21 protein-coding genes are annotated in these 19,626 nt (G+C 60.0%); 16 read left to right on the top strand and 5 right to left on the bottom strand.

The window, feature by feature from the left end; all coding sequences use genetic code 11:
* The first annotated feature begins 105 nt into the window (after nt 1-105).
* The gene (locus MKZ87_RS18300) at nt 106-1,416 is read left to right on the top strand and encodes an MFS transporter (protein ID WP_266201507.1); all 1,311 of its coding nucleotides are present in this window, start codon (nt 106-108) and stop codon (nt 1,414-1,416) included.
* A gap of 60 nt (nt 1,417-1,476) precedes the next feature.
* Entirely contained in the window at nt 1,477-2,286 is an 810-nt protein-coding gene (locus MKZ87_RS18295; RefSeq protein ID WP_085704700.1) for an IclR family transcriptional regulator, read from the top strand.
* Between the two features lie 4 nt (nt 2,287-2,290).
* Here MKZ87_RS18295 and MKZ87_RS18290 read toward each other — a convergent pair whose 3' ends face one another.
* The gene (locus MKZ87_RS18290) at nt 2,291-3,343 is read right to left on the bottom strand and encodes an NAD(P)-dependent alcohol dehydrogenase (protein ID WP_085704698.1); all 1,053 of its coding nucleotides are present in this window, start codon (nt 3,341-3,343) and stop codon (nt 2,291-2,293) included.
* Nucleotides 3,344-3,533: 190 nt separating this feature from the next.
* Between MKZ87_RS18290 and MKZ87_RS18285 the strand changes: the two genes are divergently transcribed.
* Nucleotides 3,534-4,424, top strand: a complete 891-nt coding sequence (locus MKZ87_RS18285; protein ID WP_266201506.1) for an AraC family transcriptional regulator — start codon at nt 3,534-3,536, stop codon at nt 4,422-4,424.
* A 66-nt stretch (nt 4,425-4,490) separates the two neighbouring features.
* On the opposite strand, the gene MKZ87_RS18280 is transcribed toward MKZ87_RS18285, so the two are convergent.
* Nucleotides 4,491-6,155 carry an electron transfer flavoprotein-ubiquinone oxidoreductase gene (locus MKZ87_RS18280; protein ID WP_266201505.1) on the bottom strand — a complete coding sequence of 555 codons (1,665 nt, stop codon included), beginning with the start codon at nt 6,153-6,155 and terminating at the stop codon, nt 4,491-4,493.
* A 525-nt stretch (nt 6,156-6,680) separates the two neighbouring features.
* On the opposite strand from MKZ87_RS18280, the gene MKZ87_RS18275 reads away from it, so the two are divergent.
* From MKZ87_RS18275 to MKZ87_RS18230, 10 genes are all read left to right on the top strand, one after another.
* Nucleotides 6,681-7,430, top strand: coding sequence for an electron transfer flavoprotein subunit beta/FixA family protein (locus tag MKZ87_RS18275; RefSeq protein WP_085704694.1), 750 nt, complete (start codon nt 6,681-6,683; stop codon nt 7,428-7,430).
* Nucleotides 7,431-7,432: 2 nt separating this feature from the next.
* Nucleotides 7,433-8,362: an electron transfer flavoprotein subunit alpha/FixB family protein gene (locus MKZ87_RS18270; protein ID WP_085704692.1), complete on the top strand. Its 930-nt coding sequence runs from the start codon at nt 7,433-7,435 to the stop codon at nt 8,360-8,362.
* Between the two features lie 80 nt (nt 8,363-8,442).
* Complete coding sequence (locus MKZ87_RS18265) at nt 8,443-9,279, top strand: substrate-binding periplasmic protein (protein WP_266201504.1); 837 nt, start codon at nt 8,443-8,445, stop codon at nt 9,277-9,279.
* 9 nt (nt 9,280-9,288) lie between these two features.
* A complete protein-coding gene (locus tag MKZ87_RS18260) occupies nt 9,289-9,645 on the top strand; it encodes a DUF4398 domain-containing protein (protein WP_170929698.1) in 357 nt (118 codons plus the stop codon).
* Nucleotides 9,642-10,454: an OmpA family protein gene (locus MKZ87_RS18255; RefSeq protein WP_266201503.1), complete on the top strand. Its 813-nt coding sequence runs from the start codon at nt 9,642-9,644 to the stop codon at nt 10,452-10,454. Before MKZ87_RS18260 ends, MKZ87_RS18255 begins: the two co-directional genes overlap by 4 nt.
* Before the next feature lie 201 nt (nt 10,455-10,655).
* Nucleotides 10,656-12,095 carry a PLP-dependent aminotransferase family protein gene (locus tag MKZ87_RS18250; protein WP_007950868.1) on the top strand — a complete coding sequence of 480 codons (1,440 nt, stop codon included), beginning with the start codon at nt 10,656-10,658 and terminating at the stop codon, nt 12,093-12,095.
* A gap of 74 nt (nt 12,096-12,169) precedes the next feature.
* Nucleotides 12,170-12,649 (top strand): translation initiation factor 2, encoded by a 480-nt coding sequence (locus tag MKZ87_RS18245; RefSeq protein WP_266201563.1) that lies wholly within the window; start codon nt 12,170-12,172, stop codon nt 12,647-12,649.
* A 166-nt stretch (nt 12,650-12,815) separates the two neighbouring features.
* Entirely contained in the window at nt 12,816-13,070 is a 255-nt protein-coding gene (locus MKZ87_RS18240) for a YkgJ family cysteine cluster protein (RefSeq protein ID WP_085683506.1), read from the top strand.
* A gap of 41 nt (nt 13,071-13,111) precedes the next feature.
* Nucleotides 13,112-13,717 carry an START domain-containing protein gene (locus tag MKZ87_RS18235; RefSeq protein WP_085704686.1) on the top strand — a complete coding sequence of 202 codons (606 nt, stop codon included), beginning with the start codon at nt 13,112-13,114 and terminating at the stop codon, nt 13,715-13,717.
* Between the two features lie 313 nt (nt 13,718-14,030).
* On the top strand, nt 14,031-16,124 hold the full coding sequence (locus tag MKZ87_RS18230) for an LTA synthase family protein (protein WP_085696957.1): 2,094 nt from the start codon (nt 14,031-14,033) through the stop codon (nt 16,122-16,124).
* A gap of 61 nt (nt 16,125-16,185) precedes the next feature.
* On the opposite strand, the gene MKZ87_RS18225 is transcribed toward MKZ87_RS18230, so the two are convergent.
* A complete protein-coding gene (locus MKZ87_RS18225; RefSeq protein ID WP_169432680.1) occupies nt 16,186-16,344 on the bottom strand; it encodes a DUF3309 family protein in 159 nt (52 codons plus the stop codon).
* 256 nt (nt 16,345-16,600) lie between these two features.
* Here MKZ87_RS18225 and MKZ87_RS18220 point away from each other — a divergent pair, with 256 nt between their 5' ends.
* From MKZ87_RS18220 to csrA, 3 genes are all read left to right on the top strand, one after another.
* Nucleotides 16,601-17,416, top strand: a complete 816-nt coding sequence (locus MKZ87_RS18220; protein WP_085696956.1) for an SDR family oxidoreductase — start codon at nt 16,601-16,603, stop codon at nt 17,414-17,416.
* Between the two features lie 64 nt (nt 17,417-17,480).
* Nucleotides 17,481-17,813, top strand: coding sequence for a YnfA family protein (locus tag MKZ87_RS18215; RefSeq protein ID WP_007950874.1), 333 nt, complete (start codon nt 17,481-17,483; stop codon nt 17,811-17,813).
* 138 nt (nt 17,814-17,951) lie between these two features.
* Complete coding sequence (gene csrA / locus MKZ87_RS18210; RefSeq protein ID WP_007950875.1) at nt 17,952-18,137, top strand: carbon storage regulator CsrA; 186 nt, start codon at nt 17,952-17,954, stop codon at nt 18,135-18,137.
* 6 nt (nt 18,138-18,143) lie between these two features.
* Here csrA and MKZ87_RS18205 read toward each other — a convergent pair whose 3' ends face one another.
* Together MKZ87_RS18205 and MKZ87_RS18200 are read right to left on the bottom strand one after the other, a co-directional pair.
* On the bottom strand, nt 18,144-18,371 hold the full coding sequence (locus MKZ87_RS18205; RefSeq protein ID WP_003192759.1) for a YheU family protein: 228 nt from the start codon (nt 18,369-18,371) through the stop codon (nt 18,144-18,146).
* Between the two features lie 59 nt (nt 18,372-18,430).
* Nucleotides 18,431-19,621 carry an osmoprotectant NAGGN system M42 family peptidase gene (locus tag MKZ87_RS18200; protein WP_085696955.1) on the bottom strand — a complete coding sequence of 397 codons (1,191 nt, stop codon included), beginning with the start codon at nt 19,619-19,621 and terminating at the stop codon, nt 18,431-18,433.
* Nucleotides 19,622-19,626 lie beyond the last annotated feature (5 nt).

The raw sequence follows: 19,626 nt of genomic DNA, 5'->3' as shown, positions 1-19,626 counted from the left end.
CGCTCTTGGGACGCAGAGCGTCCCGGGCTGCATTCCCACGCGGAGCGTGGGAACGATCTCGCCAACAACCCTCGACCTCAATAAACATAAGAAGAGGCGCTCCCCATGCAACCGCAAACCCTCACCGGGCAAGCGACGTCAGTCACGCCCAGCCGCAAGCGATTTTTCATCATGGTGTTGCTGTTCATCACCGTGGTCATCAACTACCTCGACCGCAGCAACCTGTCGATTGCCGCCCCGGCACTGACGACGGATCTGGGCATCGACCCGGTGCACGTCGGGCTGATCTTCTCTGCGTTCGGCTGGACCTACGCCGCAATGCAGATCCCCGGCGGGTGGCTGGTGGACCGGGTGCCGCCGCGCATCCTTTATAGCGTCGCATTGCTGCTGTGGTCGCTGGCCACCGTGATGCTCGGTTTCGCCGCCAGTTTCATCGCGCTGTTTGTGCTGCGCATGGCGGTCGGTGCGCTGGAAGCGCCGGCGTATCCGATCAACAGCCGCGTGGTGACGACCTGGTTCCCCGAGCGTGAACGGGCTACGGCCATCGGTTTCTACACCTCCGGGCAGTTTGTCGGGCTGGCGTTTCTGACCCCGGTGCTGGCGTGGCTGCAACATGAATTTGGCTGGCACATGGTGTTTGTCGTGACCGGTGCGGTGGGCATCGTGTGGGCGGCGATCTGGTACGCGGTGTATCGCGAACCACGTGATTTCAAAGGTGCCAACCAAGGCGAAATCGACCTGATTCGCGAGGGCGGCGGCCTGGTGGATATCGCAGCCGAAACTGCCAAGGTGAAGGCGAAATTCAGCTGGACCGATCTCGGCATCGTCCTCAGCAAACGCAAGTTGTGGGGGATCTACCTCGGCCAGTTCTGCCTGAACTCGACGCTGTGGTTTTTCCTGACGTGGTTCCCGACCTATCTGGTGAAATATCGCGGCATGGACTTCATCAAGTCCGGCCTGCTGGCGTCGCTGCCGTTTCTCGCCGCGTTCATCGGCGTGCTGTGCTCCGGGTTCTTTTCCGACTTCCTGATTCGTCGTGGTTGCACCGTCGGGTTTGCGCGCAAGTTGCCGATCATTGGCGGGCTGCTGATTTCCACCTCGATCATCGGCGCCAACTTCGTTGAGTCGACGCCGCTGGTGATTGCCTTCCTGGCGTTGGCGTTTTTCGGCAACGGGCTGGCGTCGATCACCTGGTCGCTGGTCTCGACACTGGCACCGGCGCGCTTGCTCGGCTTGACCGGTGGGGTGTTCAATTTCATCGGCAATCTGTCGGCGATTGCCACGCCGATTGTCATCGGCTTCCTGGCCAGTGGTGATTCGTTCGCCCCGGCGATCACCTACATCGCGGTTCTGGCATTGATCGGTGCTTTGTCCTACGTGCTGCTGGTGGGCAAGGTCGAACGCATCGAGTTGTAGTCGGCTATGTCGGGCGACCATAATGCCGCCCGTTCCCTCGCTCAACGCTAAAGGCTGGATATGCAGGAAGACGCCCCAAAAACCGCCAAGGACGCCGCGCCGACCGGCACCCAGACCCTGCTGCGCGGGTTGGGTGTAGTGCAAGCCGTCGCCAGTGGCGCCCGCGATCTCAAAGAGATCGCCCGCCTGATCGGCACCACGCGCAGCACCACCCATCGTCTGGCCAGTTGTCTGGTGGACGAGCGCTACCTGCGCGTCGTGCCGCAAGTCGGTTATCTGCTGGGGCCGAAACTGATTGAGCTGGGTTTTCAGGCGCGCGAAGAGTTACCGCTGGTGACGTTGGCCGGGCCTTACCTGGACGAGTTGTCGGCGCTGACCGGCGACACCGTTCACCTGGGAATCCGTGAAGGCGACGAGGTGCTTTATCTGCTGAAGAATCCGGGGCGCAACGGCCCGGAAATGCGCTCGCGGGTCGGCCATCGCATGCCGCTGGCGCGCACCGGAATCGGCAAGGCGCTGATGCTGGATGACGCGCCGCAGGACTGGCAGCGTCTGTACGACATCAGCCTGCCGGCAGGTGGGAAAAGTCAGTTCTGGCCGCAGCATCCGCAACAGTCGTGGGAACAGCTGGAGCAGCGGATGACTGAATACGTGGCCGGCGGCTACGCGTTCGACCTGGAAGACAACGAACCGTCGATCCGTTGCGTGGCGGCGCCGATCCGCGACGCGAGCAAGCGCATCGTCGCGGCCATCAGCATCGCCAGCACCGTGCCGTACATGCCGCTGGAGAAAATGGCCGAGCTGATTCCCCTGATCAAAGGGGTCACGGCCCGGCTCTCGGCTGAACTTGGTTTAAAAGTGCAGGCTTGAAGGTTTAAAGCTTCAAAGTCGCCATGTCGATCACGAAGCGGTACTTCACATCACCGGCAATCATGCGGGCGTAAGCCTCGTTGATCTGGCGGATATCGAGCATTTCGATGTCGCAGCTGATGTTGTGCTCGGCGCAGAAATCCAGCACTTCCTGGGTTTCTGCGACGCCACCGATCAGCGAGCCGGCTAATACGCGACGGCCCAATACCAGTTTGGCGGCGTGGACCGGCGGATCGATCGGTTCGATCAGGCCCACCAGAATGTGCACGCCGTCGAAGCGCAGGGTATCGAGGTACGGGTTCAGATCGTGCTGCACCGGAATGGTGTCCAGCAGGAAATCGAATCGACCGGCCGCCGCTTTCATCTGTTCCTCGTCGGTTGAGACGATCACGTGATCGGCGCCCTGACGACGACCTTCCTCAGCCTTGCTTGCCGAACGGGTGAACAGCGTCACTTCAGCGCCCATGGCCTTGGCGAACTTGATGCCCATATGGCCGAGGCCGCCCATGCCGAGGATCCCGACCTTGTCGCCGGCCTTCACGCCATAGTGCTTGAGCGGCGAATAGGTGGTGATGCCGGCGCAGAGAATCGGCGCGGCGGCTGCCAGATCCAGCTTCTCGGGGATGCGCACCACAAAGTGCTCGCTGACCACGATGCTGTCCGAATAACCGCCCATGGTGTTGCTGCCATCGACCCGATCCGGGGTGGCATAAGTCATGGTCGGGCCTTCGAGGCAGTATTGCTCCAGGTTCGACTGGCAGGCTTCGCAGGTCCGGCAGGAGTCGACCATGCAGCCGACGCCGACAAGATCGCCTACCTTGTGCCTGGTGACATTCGCACCGACGGCGGTGACTTTTCCGACGATCTCGTGGCCGGGCATCAACGGGTAAACGGCGATGCCCCACTCGTTGCGCGCCTGATGGATGTCGGAGTGGCAGACGCCGCAGTACAGGATTTCGATGGCGACGTCGTCGGCCCGTGGGCTGCGGCGTTCGAACTTCATCGGGGCGAGGGGAGTGGTGGCCGTTTGAGCGGCGTAGCCAATGGCGGTGTACATGTGAAACCTCGCAAAAGCAGTGACAGGTGAGGCGGCGCATTCTGGGCGCCGCCCGGTCGTCCGGCCATGGCGATTCCTCCGGGTGTCATGCCTAATCCTCCGGCATGCGGGGTTGATCGGTCGCATTGGCAAAAGGATCTGCGATGATGCGTTCATCCCTTTTTCCGTGATTTTTCTGAAGAGCCGCCCGATGCAATTGACCCGCCACCTTGACGCCAACGCCACCCTGGTTTCGCTGATCGAACCGCTGGCGCTGCGCGATGGTTACAGCCAGACCGGGCTGCCGGGCGTGCAGGTGTTGCGCGCCAGTTGCGATGTCGCCCGTGGCCCGCATATTTATGAACCGAGCCTGATGATCATCGCCCAGGGCAGTAAGCTCGCGTATCTGGGGCCGCGCACCATGGAGTACGGCGCTGGGCATTATCTGATTCAGGCGTTGCCGGTGCCGTTCGAGTGCGAAACCTATGCGTTGCCGGACGCACCGTTGCTTGGCGTGTCGGTGGCGATCGACCGGGTGCTGCTCGGTGAACTGGTGCTGGCCATGGGGCTGGCGCCGGGACGGCATATTCCGGCGCAGACACCGGAATCGATGACCTCGGTGGTGCTCGACGATGACATGCGCGGTTGCGTCGAGCGCCTGCTGCGTTGTCTGCACGATACGCTGGAGTGCCAGATTCTGGGGCCGGCGCGGGTGCGTGAATTGTTGTTCGTCGCGTTGCGCGGACCTCAGGCCGATGTGTTGCGGGCATTGGTGGAGCAGCAGGGGCAGTTTGCCCGTATCGCGGCTTCGATCAGCCATTTGCACTCGCACTACACCGAGCCCTTGAACGTCGAGACGTTGGCCAGTTGCGCGAACATGAGCGTTTCGACCTTTCACGAACACTTCAAACGCAGCACGCTGCTGTCGCCGGTGCAGTACTTGAAGCGTTTACGTTTGTTGAAGGCGCAGACGTTGTTGATCGCCGAGGGGCTGGGGGTTGCACAGGTGGCGCATCGGGTGGGGTATCAGAGTACGTCGCAGTTCAGTCGCGAGTACAAACGTTATTTCGAACGCAGTCCGGGGGATGAACGCGCGGCGTGATCCTGTACAAATCGCGGGCAACAAAAAGGCCCCCGTTTCGGGAGCCTTGATGTCCAGCGGGTCGACTTACATGTTCGGGTAGGTCGGGCCGCCAGCGCCTTCCGGCGTCACCCAGGTGATGTTCTGCGAAGGGTCCTTGATGTCACAGGTCTTGCAGTGCACGCAGTTCTGGGCGTTGATCTGGAAGCGCTTCTCGCCGTCTTCCTTGGTGATTACTTCATAAACGCCGGCCGGGCAGTAGCGCTGCGCCGGTTCGTCGTACAGCGGCAGATTCTTGCTCAGCGGGATGCTCGGGTCGGTGAGCTTCAGGTGGCACGGTTGTTCTTCTTCATGGTTGGTACCGGAGATGAACACCGAGCTCAGCTTGTCAAAGCTGATCTTGCCGTCGGGTTTCGGGTAGTCGATCTTCTTGCAGTCGGCCGCGAGCTTGAGGCAGGCGTAGTCCGGCTTGGTGTCGTGCAAGGTGAACGGCAGTTTGCCGCCGAAGATGTTCTGGTCCAGCCAGTTGAAACCGCCGCCGACGATGGCGCCGAACTTGTGGATCGCCGGGCCGAAGTTGCGGCTGGCGAACAGTTCTTCGTAGAGCCAGCTCTTCTTGAACGCGTCGACATAAGTGGTCAGCTCTTCGGTGCCGTCCTTTTCAGCGAACAACGCGTCGGCCACGGATTCAGCGGCGAGCATGCCGGACTTCATCGCGGTGTGGCTGCCCTTGATCTTGGCGAAGTTCAGGGTGCCGAGGTCGCAACCGATCAATGCGCCGCCCTTGAACACCATTTTCGGCAGCGAGTTCAGGCCGCCCTTGCAGATCGCACGTGCGCCATAGCTGATGCGCTTGCCGCCTTCCAGATATTGCTTCAGTACCGGGTGATGCTTGAGGCGCTGGAACTCGTCGAACGGCGACAGGTAAGTGTTGCTGTAGGAAAGATCGACGATCAGACCGACCACCACCTGGTTGTTTTCCAGGTGATAGAGGAAGGAGCCGCCGGTGTTCTCGGTGCCCATGATGTCCATCGGCCAACCGGCAGTATGTACGACCAGGCCTGGCTGATGTTTGGCCGGGTCGATTTCCCAGATTTCTTTCAGGCCGATGCCGTAGTGCTGGGCGTCGGCGTCGCTGTCGAGGTTGTAGCGCTTGATCAGTTGCTTGCCGATGTGGCCACGGCAGCCTTCGGCGAACAGCGTGTATTTGCCACGCAGTTCCATGCCCGGGGTGTACAGGCCTTCTTTCGGATGACCTTCGCGGTCGACGCCGAGGTCACCGGTGATGATCCCGCGCACGATGCCGTTTTCATCGATCAGCGCTTCCTGAGCGGCGAAGCCAGGGTAGATTTCCACGCCCAGGTTTTCGGCCTGCTGAGCGAGCCAGCGGCAAAGGTTGCCGAGGGAAATAATGTAGTTTCCTTCGTTGTGCATGGTCTTGGGCACAAAGAAGTCAGGAATTTTCTGCGCGCTTTCGGCGTTTTTCAGCACGAAGATGTCATCGCGGGTGACTGGCGTGTTCAGCGGAGCGCCGAGTTCTTTCCAGTCCGGGAACAGTTCGTTCAGGGCCCGTGGTTCGAATACGGCGCCGGACAGGATGTGCGCGCCGACTTCCGAGCCTTTTTCGACCACGCAGACGCTGATTTCCTTACCGGCTTCGGCGGCCTTCTGCTTCAGACGGCAGGCGGCGGACAGGCCAGCGGGGCCGGCACCGACGATGACCACGTCGAATTCCATGTATTCGCGTTCCACAGGCTATCTCCTACTCAAGGCTCAACAGTTTTTTTTCTAATTTGGAGGTTCGGTGTCGTATCCGTTATTGCCTTTACGTTAACGTCAAGGCTAATAATGGGCAAACCACCTTTCTCTCTAGGCGGCGCATTATATCTACACCACTCTTAGCGTCCAATACAAACGTTTGTTTGAATCGGCTCCAGGCCAGAGAAATCAAAGAAGCGCGGCTTATGACAGGGCATTTTGGCGTATTGACCAGAATGGGCGTTCCGGTCAAGATACGGGCGGTTTTGCGCTCGCCGTAGGCTGAATGGTGGTTTCAAGAGCACCTCTAAAGACAGGGCGTAGGCGGTAACCGGTGATGCGCAGCGCAGGTTTGGCGCGCAGTTTACACACCGCGGCGCGGCATGACTCGTCGGTCACGACTGACGAACGGTCATCCCGCTCAGCCGGCGTTTTTAGAGGTGCCCTTGTGCCCGATGAGCATCAACCGCCAGGTTCGCCTAGGCGACTTTCTTTTCACCGGAGAGTAACGAGGAATCCATGAAGGTTCTTGTAGCTGTCAAACGCGTTGTGGATTACAACGTCAAGGTTCGCGTCAAGGCGGACAATTCCGGCGTAGACCTCGCCAACGTCAAGATGTCGATGAACCCGTTCTGCGAAATCGCAGTGGAAGAAGCCGTACGCCTGAAAGAAAAAGGCGTTGCGACTGAAATCGTCGTCGTCTCCATCGGTCCGTCCACTGCTCAGGAACAGCTGCGTACCGCACTGGCTCTGGGTGCCGACCGCGCCATCCTCGTCGAATCCGCTGAAGACCTGACTTCCCTGGCCGTGGCCAAACTGCTCAAGGCCGTGGTCGACAAGGAACAGCCTCAGCTGGTGATCCTGGGCAAACAGGCCATCGACAGCGACAACAATCAGACCGGCCAGATGCTCGCTGCACTGAGCGGCTATGGTCAGGGCACTTTCGCCTCTAAAGTCGAAGTTTCCGGTGACACCGTCGCCGTGACCCGCGAAATCGACGGCGGCGCGCAGACCGTTTCCCTGAAACTGCCAGCGATCGTCACCACCGACCTGCGTTTGAACGAGCCGCGTTATGCGTCCCTGCCAAACATCATGAAAGCCAAGAAGAAGCCTCTCGAGACGCTGACTCCGGATGCTTTGGGCGTTTCCACCGCCTCCACCAACAAGACCCTGAAAGTCGAAGCGCCGGCTGCACGCAGCGCGGGCATCAAGGTCAAGTCGGTGGCTGAACTGGTCGAGAAACTGAAAAACGAAGCGAAGGTAATCTAATCATGACTATCTTGGTAATCGCCGAACACGACAACAAGGTGCTGGCCCCGGCCACTCTGAATACCGTTGCTGCCGCTGCCAAAATCGGTGGCGACATCCACGTTCTGGTTGCGGGCCAGGGCGCTGGCGCCGTGGCTGAAGCCGCTGCGAAAATCGCTGGCGTGAGCAAAGTCCTGAACGCTGACAATGCTGCCTACGCGCATCAGTTGCCGGAAAACGTCGCTCCGCTGGTAGCAGAGCTGGGCGCTGGCTACAGCCACATCCTGGCTGCTGCCACTTCCAACGGTAAAAACATCCTGCCGCGCGTTGCTGCACAACTGGACGTTGACCAGATCTCCGAGATCATCTCGGTAGAAAGCGCTGACACCTTCCAGCGCCCGATCTACGCCGGTAACGCCATCGCTACCGTGCAATCGACCGCTGCGATCAAAGTGATCACCGTGCGTGCCACCGGTTTCGACCCGGTTGCCGCTGAAGGCGGTTCGGCTACTGTTGAAGCGGTTGCTGCTGCTCACAACGCCGGCACTTCCAGCTTTGTCAGCGAGGAACTGGCCAAGTCCGATCGTCCTGAGCTGACCGCTGCCAAGATCGTCGTTTCCGGCGGCCGCGGCATGCAGAACGGTGACAACTTCAAACACCTGTACGCCTTGGCCGACAAGCTGGGCGCTGCCGTGGGTGCTTCCCGCGCCGCGGTCGACGCAGGTTTCGTACCGAACGACATGCAGGTCGGTCAGACCGGCAAGATCGTTGCGCCACAGCTGTACATCGCCGTCGGTATCTCCGGCGCGATCCAGCACCTGGCCGGCATGAAAGACTCCAAAGTGATCGTTGCGATCAACAAGGACGAAGAAGCACCGATCTTCCAGGTGGCCGATTACGGCCTGGTGGCGGATCTGTTCGAAGCCGTACCTGAGCTGGAGAAGCTGGTCTAATCCGGCTGCTTCACTTATAAAGAGCCCGACCTTTTGGTCGGGCTTTTTTTTGTCTCGGATTTGAGTGGGAGCGTTTCGCCATGGATCTGCATCTTCGGTTGGGCTGTTCGTGGTTGCTGGGGCTGGCATTGTTGCCGGGCCTGTCGGTGGCGGCGGGCAAGTGCGAGCGGCTCGTCGTGACCGGCAGCCCGGATGCACCGCCGTACCTCTGGCAGGATCCGCAGAATCCCAAACAACTGATCGGTGCCAGTGCCGACCTGTTGCAACAGGTGGCCAAGGATCTGGGCATCAAAGTCGAACTGCTGTATGCCGGCAAGCGTTCCCGGGCCCTCGACGAAGTGCGCAGCGGGCGCATGGACATGCTGGCCGACGCGCCGATGACCTTCAATGAGCTGGAAAATTTCGACTACATTCACCCGCCGTTGCTGGAAAACGATTACCTGGTATGGACGCGTAAAGGCTCGACGCTGGTTTACACCGAAGCCATTGATCTGCACGGGCATACCGGCGGCTTGTCGGAAAAGTCTCGAATGACTCCGGCATTCGGCACTTTCGCCGAGCAGCAATTGACCCTGAGCCGTACGGCAAACCTGACCCAGGCGTTTCAGAAACTTCTGCTGGGCGAGGTGGAATATGTACTCGCCGGTCGCTACTCGGGCATGGCGGCCGCGCAGGCACTGGGTATGGCCAATGATCTGCTGGCCTTTGAACAACCTATCGATCGGCCTGGTCTGTTCCTGGCGGTTTCGCACAACTCGGCCTGCAACGATCCGTGGTTGCGCGGACAGCTGGCCAAAAAGATGACAGAATTGCCCGCATCCGGCCTGACGGAAGCCGCGCTGCAACGCAACATCGAGCGCTGGAAGGCGCAGCAGCAACAGCCACCGCAAGCACCTGTCAGCGCCCCAAAACAGTAGGGATTTTTAGTGAGTAATCGACTTCTTTTCGCGGCCATGGCCGTTCTGGCCCTGGCCGGTTGCGCGAGCGATCCGGCACCCAACGAACAAATGCGCCTGACCGAGCAGGCACTTGAGCAAGCCAAAGCCGTGGGCGCCACCGCCGAAGACGTGCCGGAAATGAAACTGGCAGAAGACAAGTTCAACCGGGCCAAAGGCAGTATGGCGGGTGAGTCTTACAAAAATGCGCGAATGCGATTCGAACAGGCCGAACTCGACGCACGTCTGGCGGAAGCCAAAGTGTTGACCCAGAAGAGCGAAGAGCATGTGAATGTGCTCAATACCCGCATCGTCCGACTGCGCAAGCAACTGGGGGATGCCCAATGAGCCTGAAGTCCAAAGCCATTGGCGCTCTGATCCTTGCCGGTTGCGCCAGCCTTTACGGCTGCGCCGGTCAGCACAGCGAATCCGCATTGCAGCAGGCCAGCACCGATTTCCAGAAGGTCAAGGAGGATTCCAACGTGCTGCGCATCGCGCCGAAAGACGTGATTCGTGCCGGCGAGTCCCTGGCCCGTGCCGATCGACTGTCGACGTACTGGGGCAGCGGCTCGGACGTGGTGCATTACGCCTACCTGAGTCAGCGCTACAGCGAAATTGCCCGTGAGCACACCAATCAGGTGCTCAACGAAGAGCGCGCAGCGAAGCTGGAGCTGGAGCGCCAACGCCTGCAACTGGCACTGCGCGAGTCCAAACTGCTGAGCGTGCAACAGCAGGGTAAATGGCTGGAAGAGCAGATCGTTGCACTGGCCACTACCCAGACCGACCGTGGTCTGGTGATGACCCTGGGTGACGTGCTGTTCGACACCGGTGAAGCCGAACTGAAAAACTCGGCCAACCGCGTTGTGCTGAAAATCGTGCAGTTCCTGCAACTCAACCCGAAACGCGTGGTGCGTATCGAGGGTTACACCGACAGCACCGGTGGCAAACAGGAAAACCTCAAACTGTCCCGCGATCGCGCGCAGTCGGTAGCAGACGTGTTGACGGATCTGGGCATCGACGAAAAGCGTATTCAGGTCGAAGGTTACGGCGACGAATACCCGGTGGACGCCAACGCTTCCGAGCGCGGGCGTGCACAGAATCGTCGGGTTGAAATCGTGTTCTCCGACGAAAAAGGCCAGCTCGGCGCCGCCCGCTGAGGGTGGCGTTACTGGAAAGCCCGGGCTGTCAGGCAGCGCCGGGCTTTTTTACGTCTGTCGATTACCTCACAAAGCAGTACAGATTTCACCGACACAGCACTGTATGGTTGACTAATATGGCAACTGTCCCAGTACACTTCCAAACTGTTCCGGTATTGTTTCACACAAGAATAAAACGCCCGTGAAATCGAGTGCTGCGTCATGACCAATCTCTTGCTCTACCAACGTATTGCTCAACAGCTGGCCGAAGATATCCGCCGTGGCGTCTATCAACCGGGCGAGCGCGTGCCTTCGGTGCGCAAGATGAGTTCGCAGCTCAACGTCAGCCATGCCACGGTGCTGCAGGCTTACGCCAACCTCGAGGATCAGGGCCTGATCCGCGCGCGGCCGCAGTCCGGTTACTACGTGCACCAGACTCCCGCACTGACGGCGCCCACGCCGGACATCGCCCGGGTCGAACGGCCAGGCCTGGTCACCCGCAGCAGCATCATTCAGCAAGTATTGGTCGAATCACGTCGTGAAGGCGTGTTCCCGCTGGGAGCGGCGGTGCCGAGTGTCGATTACTTGCCAGTGCGCGCCCTGCATCAGCAACTGGCCAAGGTCACCCGATTTCACAGCCCCCGGGCGTTCAGCTACATGTTCAGCCCCGGTTTCGAACCGTTGCGCCGGCAAGTGGCAATTCGCATGCGCGATGCAGGCGTGGTCGTTGACCCCTCGGAAGTGGTGATCACCCACGGCTGCGTCGACGCCTTGCAGATGTCGTTGCGGGTGCTGACCCGCCCCGGCGACCTGATCGCCGCCGAATCACCGACTTATTACGGACTGCTGCAACTGGCGGATCTGCTGGGCCTGAAAGTCATCGAGATCCCCAGCGACCCCGCCACCGGCATGAGCCTCGAAGCCCTGCAACTGGCGGCCAACCAATGGTCGATCAAGGCGCTGGTGCTGACCACGCGCCTGAGTAATCCGCTCGGCGGCACCATGCCAGAGGAGCGTCAAAAACAACTGCTGAGACTGGCTTCGGACTTCGATATCCAGATTGTCGAAGACGACATCTATGGCGAGTTGATGTTCGAGCAGGGCCGCACCAAGTCGCTCAAGGCCTACGACCGGCTCGATCGGGTGATCTATTGCTCGAGTTTTTCCAAGACGTTGTCCCCCGGTGTGCGCATCGGCTGGATGATCGCCGGCAAGTATCAGCAGGAAATCCAGCGCTTGCAGACCTTCAGCACCCATTCGGCGTGCAGTGTCACGCAAATGGCCATCGCGGCTTACCTGGAAAACGGTGGTTATGACCGGCATTTACGGTACATCCGCCAGGAATACCGAAAAAATCTCAGTGCGTTCCAGCTGGCGGTTCAGCAATACTTTCCCGAAGGCACACAGATGACCCGGCCGACCGGCGGATTCATTCTGTGGGTCAGTCTGCCGGGGCGGGTCAATACTCAGGAATTACACGTGCGGGCGCTGCAACAGGGCATCAGCATTGCGCCGGGCCTGATTTTCAGCAACACCGAGCAGTTTAACCACTGCATCCGGTTGAACTGCGGCATACCGTGGAATCGTGAAGCGGAACGGGCGCTGATGACCCTTGGCATGTTGGCGACCCAGCTCTGCCAGGAGATGGCCGGCGGATTTTGAAACAGTGGCGGAGCTTGTCATGTGGCGTCCAACAGGCGAGCATATGGCCCTCTGCCGTTAGCTTCGTTGGGTTCATGAAAGCGAAATTTTCTGTCGCCTGGGTTGTGCTCTGCCTGTTGATGATGGGTCATGTGCCTGGCGCGACGGCGGCCGCGGCTCAGGAAAAGACGCCGGATGCAGCCACCGCGAAAAAAACGGTCACGGTCAAGAAAGCCGTTCCAGCGAAGAAAGAACCGCCGAAAAAGGCTGTTCCAGCCAAGAAGCGCGCTCCGGTCGCTTCCAAGTCCAAGTCGGCGAAAGAAGTGGCCAAGACGCCGTTGCCGTCCACGAAGCTCGATTTGAGTCTGCCCAAGGACATGGTCCAGGAATTGAAACCGCCTGGCTCCGTGACGCTGCCCAAGCGCGAACCGATCCTGCCGCAAATGTTCGGCGACAAGAACAGCGGGTTCCAGCTCAACGGCCGTTTGCTCAGCAACGAAATGCAGTTGCAGCTGCGCAATGAGGAGCGTCGGGAAGTCGAAGGCGCGGCGCTGGATTTCGAGTTCAAGCAATAAATCGTCCCCATCGGTGACCCGCAGACCAGACGCTTTGTCGGAGACTGGTCAGTCACTTTCGTTTCTGCGTAAAAACCCCGGTTCAGGGAATTTAAAACAGCCGTTTAAGCGGTTACCCTGTTCCGCGTCCCTTTAACACATTGCCCGCTGCGAGGAACGCGTCGTCATGAAATGCCGTGAAGGCTGTGGCGCCTGCTGCATTGCCCCCTCCATCAGTTCGCCGATTCCAGGCATGCCCGATGGCAAACCTGCCGGTGAACGCTGCGTTCAGTTGTCGGTCGATAACCTGTGCAACATTTTCGGCCGACCGGAGCGTCCGGCGGTCTGTTCAGGCTTCAAGGCCGATCCCGACGTCTGCGGCAGCAGCCAGGAAGACGCGATCAGACTGCTCGGCTGGTGGGAGCAGATGACGGCGGCGTGATGTGTCAAACGAACGGAACTTCAACAATAAGGAATAAGACTATGGGTTCGCTGCATCGTATCGCTGTGTTGTGTGGTTTGACTGCCGTGCTGGCCACCTCGGCCGCCCAGGCTGAAGACTGGAAAGTCGCCAAGAACGAGGACGGCATCAAGGTCTCCCTGAGCGAAGTGCCGGGTTCGGACTACAAGTCTTATCAGGGCGTGACCTTGATGAAGACCACCGTCGCCAAACTGCGCGCCTTGCAGGAAGACGTTTCCGGTGCGTGCGCCTGGATTCACGAGTGCAAGACCCAGAAACTGCTCAAGCACGAAGGTGACCAGAGCTGGACCTACACTCAGTTCAACACGCCATGGCCGGTCACTCCGCGCGACTCCATCCTGCATGTCACCACTGTTGAAGGCGCCGATGGCAGCCTGACCCGCAATCTGGAAGGCTTGCCGAAGTACCTGCCCGAAGAGAAGGGCTTTGTGCGGGTCGCGCAGGTCAAAGGTTTCTGGAAGTTCGTGCCAAAGGGCGATCAGGTTGAAGTGACTTATCAGGTTCACACCGAGCCAGGTGGCAGCGTGCCGTCGATGATCGCCAACAAGTTTGTGGTCGATGCACCGTTCAACACCCTGAAAGCCTTGAAAGAACGCGCCGAGAAATAAATTTCGCGTTCATCTGTAAACGCCCCGAAGAATTCGGGGCGTTTTGTTTTCAAGGCTTATTGTGTTTCCGGATATGCGTTGAACGAAATTTTCACAAAGTCTCCAAGACAATTCGCCCGCGCTGTTTGCACCTGTCCCGATGCGCTGTGCCTTGAATGAAAGCGTCCGGCAGCGGGCACTAATCAATGGCAATGCCGCCGGTGATCGTGCAACATTTGCGCTCCGCGCAAGCCCCGGGGCCTGGAACGGCCAACAGAGGGCAGGGCGCAGCTGAATTTTTGCAACTTCAACTTCCAATGGGTCCTAAAACGACATGGCAAACCCGGACGCCCTGAGTCAGCAGCGATCTTCCAGTCGCCTGCTGCAACCGACCGTCAAATCGCATCTGGCCTACACGCTCCTGTGCGCGCTGGTCATGATGGTGATGTTTTCCGTGCTGCGCCTCGCGCTGCTGGTCTACAACCGCGAGATGATCCTCGATACCCCAGCCTCGACGTTCCTCGAAGCCTTCGCCAACGGCCTGCGCTTCGATATTCGTCTGGTGGTGTATGTCTGCATTCCGCTGGTGCTGGCGCTGTTCAGTGCCCGGGCCATGGCGGCGCGCGGGTTCTTCCGTCTGTGGCTGACTGTCGCTTCGAGCATCGCGCTGTTCCTCGGCCTGATGGAGATGGACTTCTATCGCGAGTTCCACCAGCGCCTCAACGGCCTGGTGTTCCAGTACGTGAAGGAAGATCCGAAAACCGTGATGAGCATGCTCTGGTACGGTTTCCCGGTGGTGCGCTACCTGTTGGCGTGGGTCGTGGGCACGTTGATCCTGACCCTGGCGTTCAAGGGCGCCGACCGTCTGACCCGCCCACGTGGCCCGTTCAGCGGTGGCAACGTCGGCACCCGTCAAGTGGCGCCTTGGTATGCGCGTCTGGCGGTGTTCGTGGTGTGCCTGCTGATCTGCGTGGTCGCCGCTCGCGGCACTCTGCGTCAAGGCCCGCCGCTGCGTTGGGGTGACGTGTACACCACCGATTCGAACTTCGCCAACCAGCTCGGCCTCAACGGCACGCTGTCGCTGATCGCGGCGGCCAAGGACCGGATGGGCGAGGATCGCGACAACATCTGGAAAGCCACGCTGCCGCAGGATCAGGCGCAGAAAGTCGTGCGCGAGATGCTGGTGATGCCGGACGACAAACTGGTAGATGCCGATATCGCCGCCGTGCGTCGTGAATACACGCCGCCTGCCGACAAGACCCTGCCGATCAAGAACGTCGTCGTGATCCTGATGGAAAGCATGGCCGGTCACTCGGTCGGTGCTCTGGGCGCGCCGGGCAACATCACGCCGTACCTCGACAAGCTGTCGAAGGAAGGCCTGCTGTTCGACCGCTTCTTCTCCAACGGCACCCATACCCACCAGGGCATGTTCGCCACCATGGCCTGCTTCCCGAACCTGCCGGGTTTCGAGTATCTGATGCAGACACCGGAGGGCAGCCACAAACTGTCCGGCCTGCCGCAGTTGCTCAGCGCGCGCAACTATGACGATGTCTACGTCTACAACGGTGACTTTGCCTGGGACAACCAGTCCGGATTCTTCAGCAACCAGGGCATGACCAACTTCGTCGGCCGCAACGACTTCGTGAACCCGGTGTTCTCCGATCCGACCTGGGGCGTGTCCGACCAGGACATGTTCGACCGTGGTCTGGTGGAGCTCAAGGCGCGGGAAAACGGCAAGCCGTTCTACGCGCTGCTGCAGACCCTGTCCAACCACACGCCGTATGCCTTGCCTACGCCGTTGCCGGTCGAGCGCGTCACCGATCGTGGCCCGCTCAACGAGCACCTGACCGCCATGCGTTACGCAGACTGGGCGCTGGGCCAGTTCTTCGAGAAGGCCCGCAAGGAGCCGTACTTCAAGGAAACCCTGTTCGTCATCGTCGGCGACCACGGTTTTGGCAACGAGCGTCAGATCACCGAAATGGACCTGGGCCGCTTCAACGTGCCGATGCTGATGATCGCACCGGGCATCCAGGAGAAATTCGGTACCCGCGACCACACTGTGGGCACCCAGATCGACATCGTGCCGACCATCATGGGTCGCCTCGGCGGCGAAGTGCGCCATCAGTGCTGGGGCCGCGATCTGCTGAACCTGCCGCAGGGTGACACCGGTTTCGGTGTGATCAAGCCGTCGGGCAGCGAGCAGACCACCGCCATTGTCACCGCCGACCAGATTCTGGTGCTGCCGAAAGAGAAGGAAATGGCACCGAAGATCTATCAGTACCAACTGGGCGCCAATCCTTCTGCCGAAATCATTCCGGACGCACCGCGCACCGCCGAGCTGAAGCTCAAGCTCGAAGCGTTCCTGCAGACGGCTACCAAGAGCCTGCTCGACAATACCGCCGGTGTGATTAACGGCAAGCCGGACTGATCATTCGGCGCAATAAAAAAGAGGCCCTTTTGAAGGGCCTCTTTTTTTGTCGGTCAAACAGTCATATCCGACCGAGTAACAACAGCACCAACAGTACTACCAGCACCACACCGATAATGCCCGAAGGGCCATAACCCCAACTTCTGGAGTGCGGGAAGACCGGCAGACCACCGATCAGCAACAGGATCAGGATGATGATTAGAATTGTGCCCATGTCTATTTCCTTGTTGATAGCGTCTGTGAAGTCTTGGTGTTCAAGGGCGGCTGGAAGTTGAACTAATTCCAGACGGCTTACAAATTCCGACTGGTGCGCATGAAAGAAAATTCAATGTTTTTTTAAGGTATTTGGCTCGCGTGCTTATTTCGTTTGTTGTCGCGGTTTGCCCTCGCCATTCAGCAATCTGATGGAGCGTGGGTCGCTGATGATCCTTCGCTACACTCCGCGCATCTTCCCCGGAACAACAAGGCTGTCTGCTATGCAAAATCGCATGATGATCACTGGCGCGGGCTCAGGCCTGGGTCGCGAAATCGCGCTGCGCTGGGCGCGTGAAGGCTGGCAACTGGCCTTGTCCGACGTCAGCGAGCCCGGTTTGCAAGAGACCCTGAAACTCGTTCGCGAGGCTGGCGGCGATGGCTTCATCCAGCGCTGCGACGTGCGTGATTACAGCCAGCTCACCGCATTCGCCCAGGCCTGCGAAGTGAAACTTGGCGGCATCGACATCATCGTCAACAACGCCGGGGTGGCCTCGGGCGGTTTCTTCAGCGAGCTGTCGCTGGAGGACTGGGACTGGCAGATCGCGATCAACCTGATGGGCGTGGTCAAGGGCTGCAAGGCGTTCCTGCCGTTGCTGGAGCAGAGCAAGGGCAAGATCATCAACATTGCCTCGATGGCCGCGCTCATGCAGGGCCCGGCGATGAGCAATTACAACGTGGCCAAGGCAGGTGTGGTGGCGCTGTCGGAAAGTCTGTTGATCGAACTGGCTCAACAGGAAGTCGGGGTTCATGTGGTCTGCCCGTCGTTCTTCCAGACCAATCTGCTGGATTCTTTCCGTGGCCCGACGCCGGCGATGAAAGCCCAGGTCGGCAAGTTGCTGGAAAGTTCGCCGATTACCGCCAGCGATATTGCCGACTACATCTACAAACAAGTCGCGGCCGGTGAGTTCATGATCCTGCCCCACGAACAAGGACGCATGGCCTGGGCGCTCAAGCAGAAGAACCCGCAATTGCTTTACAACGAAATGACCGCGATGGCTGAAAAGATGCGCGCCAAGGCCAGACAGAACAACGGCTGAACTTGCCCCGCGTTCGCCGCATCGTTAGGGTGGCCGCAACAGTCACCCCGACGAGATGTTTTGCATGCTCAACTACCTGTGGTTTTTCCTCGCCGCGCTGTTCGAAATCGCCGGTTGTTTCGCGTTCTGGATGTGGTTGCGCCAGGGCAAGAGCGCCCTGTGGGTGATCCCGGCGCTGATCAGCCTCACCCTGTTCGCGCTGCTGTTGACGCGCGTCGAAGCGACCTACGCCGGTCGCGCCTATGCCGCATACGGTGGCATCTACATCATTGCTTCGATTGGCTGGCTGGCGGTGGTCGAACGCATCCGCCCGCTGGGTTCGGACTGGATCGGAGTGGCGTTGTGTGTGATCGGGGCGAGTGTGATTCTGTTCGGGCCGAGGTTTTCCGCGAGCTGAATCTCGCAGGCCTGAAGGAAACGTCTGAAGGCTTGCGCGCCTTGGCGCGTAGGGAATGACTGAATTGCCCGGCGTGCATTGTAGGGCGGGCGAAACCCGCGCATCTTCAAGGCTCGCAAACCTTGAAGGACACCTCCCATGCTTGTACTCAGCCGTGTTGTCGGTGAACTGATTTCCATCGGCGACAACATCACTCTGCGCGTTCTGGCGGTCAACGGCTCCAGTGTGCGGTTCGGCGTCGAAGCGCCGGAGCAGGTCGGCGTGCATCGCGCCGAGGTCTACGAACGGATCCAGCGCAAACAGGCCAGCGGCAAGGGCCGCTGACCGTTTTCAGTCGAACAGGTGCTTGGGCACGTCGTGCTTGAGCATCAATTGGCATTGCTCGCTTTCCGGATCGAAGACAATCAGCGCCTGACCTTTGGTCAGTGCCTGGCGAACCCGCAGCACGCGGGTTTCCAGCGGCGTGTCGTCACCGTTGTCGGTACCGTCACGGGTGACAAAATCCTCGATCAGGCGGGTGAGGGTGTCGACTTCTAGCGCGTCGTAGGGAATCAGCATGGGCACCTCGGCTAAATCAATGTCGGGATGCTACGGCGAATGACCGCCGAGGGCCAGACTCAACTCTCCGAGCGTTGCCCCACCAGGCTGTCTACCGACGGCACACGGGTGTCGCTCTCCATCTGCGTTTCGTGTTCGATCTGATGACTGAATCGGTCCAGTGAAGCATTGGCCGGTTGCGCATCGCTGGCGAACACCGGCGGGCTCAGAATGTAGGCCCCGAGCAAGCGACTAAGTGCCGCGAGGCTGTCGATGTGCGTACGTTCGTAGCCGTGGGTCGCGTCGCAGCCGAAGGCGAGCAGGGCGGTGCGGATGTCGTGACCGGCAGTGACGGCCGAATGGGCGTCGCTGAAGTAATAGCGGAACAGGTCGCGGCGCACCGGCAACTCGTGTTCACCCGCCAGTCGCAACAGGTGCCGCGACAGGTGATAGTCGTACGGGCCGCCGGAATCCTGCATGGCCACGCTCACGGCATGTTCGCTGGAGTGCTGGCCCGGTGCGACCGGGGCGATGTCGATGCCGACGAATTCGCTGACGTCCCACGGCAACGCTGCCGCCGCGCCGCTGCCGGTTTCCTCGGTGATGGTGAACAGCGGATGACAGTCGATCATCAACTCCTGGCCGCTGTCGACGATGGCTTTCAGCGCGGCCAGCAGCGCGGCGACACCGGCCTTGTCGTCCAGATGGCGGGCACTGATGTGGCCGCTTTCGGTGAACTCGGGCAAAGGATCGAAGGCCACCACATCGCCAACACTGATGCCCAGCGAATCGCAATCGGCGCGGGTCGCGCAGTAGGCGTCCAGACGCAGCTCGACGTGATCCCAACTGATCGGCATCTCGTCCACGGCAGTGTTGAAGGCATGACCGGAAGCCATCAATGGCAACACGCTGCCGCGAATCACGCCGTTGTCGGTGAACAGGCTGACGCGACTGCCCTCGGCAAACCGGCTCGACCAGCAACCTACCGGGGCCAGGGTCAGACGCCCATTGTCTTTCACCGCGCGCACGGCGGCGCCGATGGTGTCGAGGTGCGCCGACACTGCGCGGTCGGGGCTGTTTTTCTTGCCTTTGAGGGTGGCGCGGATCGTGCCGCGACGGGTCATTTCGAAGGGAATGCCAAGTTCTTCTAGACGCTCGGCGACGTAGCGCACGATGGTGTCGGTGAACCCGGTGGGGCTGGGAATGGCGAGCATTTCCAGCAGGACTTTCTGCAGGTAGTTCAGGTCCGGTTCGGGAATTTGGGTGGTCATGGAAA

The sequence above is a fragment of the Pseudomonas sp. MCal1 genome (assembly GCF_026341415.1).
Lineage (GTDB): Bacteria > Pseudomonadota > Gammaproteobacteria > Pseudomonadales > Pseudomonadaceae > Aquipseudomonas.
Note: the sequence above shows the minus strand (reverse complement) of the source record. Positions and strands in the feature narration are given on the sequence as shown.

What these genes read in the sequence shown, in the direction of transcription:
- MKZ87_RS18300 (WP_266201507.1), top strand. Translation starts at nt 106, where the DNA reads ATGCAACCGCAAACCCTCACCGGGCAAGCGACGTCAGTCACGCCCAGC.
- MKZ87_RS18295 (WP_085704700.1), top strand. Translation starts at nt 1,477, where the DNA reads ATGCAGGAAGACGCCCCAAAAACCGCCAAGGACGCCGCGCCGACCGGC.
- MKZ87_RS18290 (WP_085704698.1), bottom strand. Translation starts at nt 3,343, where the DNA reads ATGTACACCGCCATTGGCTACGCCGCTCAAACGGCCACCACTCCCCTC.
- MKZ87_RS18285 (WP_266201506.1), top strand. Translation starts at nt 3,534, where the DNA reads ATGCAATTGACCCGCCACCTTGACGCCAACGCCACCCTGGTTTCGCTG.
- MKZ87_RS18275 (WP_085704694.1), top strand. Translation starts at nt 6,681, where the DNA reads ATGAAGGTTCTTGTAGCTGTCAAACGCGTTGTGGATTACAACGTCAAG.
- MKZ87_RS18270 (WP_085704692.1), top strand. Translation starts at nt 7,433, where the DNA reads ATGACTATCTTGGTAATCGCCGAACACGACAACAAGGTGCTGGCCCCG.
- MKZ87_RS18265 (WP_266201504.1), top strand. Translation starts at nt 8,443, where the DNA reads ATGGATCTGCATCTTCGGTTGGGCTGTTCGTGGTTGCTGGGGCTGGCA.
- MKZ87_RS18255 (WP_266201503.1), top strand. Translation starts at nt 9,642, where the DNA reads ATGAGCCTGAAGTCCAAAGCCATTGGCGCTCTGATCCTTGCCGGTTGC.
- MKZ87_RS18250 (WP_007950868.1), top strand. Translation starts at nt 10,656, where the DNA reads ATGACCAATCTCTTGCTCTACCAACGTATTGCTCAACAGCTGGCCGAA.
- MKZ87_RS18245 (WP_266201563.1), top strand. Translation starts at nt 12,170, where the DNA reads ATGAAAGCGAAATTTTCTGTCGCCTGGGTTGTGCTCTGCCTGTTGATG.
- MKZ87_RS18240 (WP_085683506.1), top strand. Translation starts at nt 12,816, where the DNA reads ATGAAATGCCGTGAAGGCTGTGGCGCCTGCTGCATTGCCCCCTCCATC.
- MKZ87_RS18235 (WP_085704686.1), top strand. Translation starts at nt 13,112, where the DNA reads ATGGGTTCGCTGCATCGTATCGCTGTGTTGTGTGGTTTGACTGCCGTG.
- MKZ87_RS18230 (WP_085696957.1), top strand. Translation starts at nt 14,031, where the DNA reads ATGGCAAACCCGGACGCCCTGAGTCAGCAGCGATCTTCCAGTCGCCTG.
- MKZ87_RS18220 (WP_085696956.1), top strand. Translation starts at nt 16,601, where the DNA reads ATGCAAAATCGCATGATGATCACTGGCGCGGGCTCAGGCCTGGGTCGC.
- MKZ87_RS18215 (WP_007950874.1), top strand. Translation starts at nt 17,481, where the DNA reads ATGCTCAACTACCTGTGGTTTTTCCTCGCCGCGCTGTTCGAAATCGCC.
- csrA (WP_007950875.1), top strand. Translation starts at nt 17,952, where the DNA reads ATGCTTGTACTCAGCCGTGTTGTCGGTGAACTGATTTCCATCGGCGAC.
- MKZ87_RS18205 (WP_003192759.1), bottom strand. Translation starts at nt 18,371, where the DNA reads ATGCTGATTCCCTACGACGCGCTAGAAGTCGACACCCTCACCCGCCTG.
- MKZ87_RS18200 (WP_085696955.1), bottom strand. Translation starts at nt 19,621, where the DNA reads ATGACCACCCAAATTCCCGAACCGGACCTGAACTACCTGCAGAAAGTC.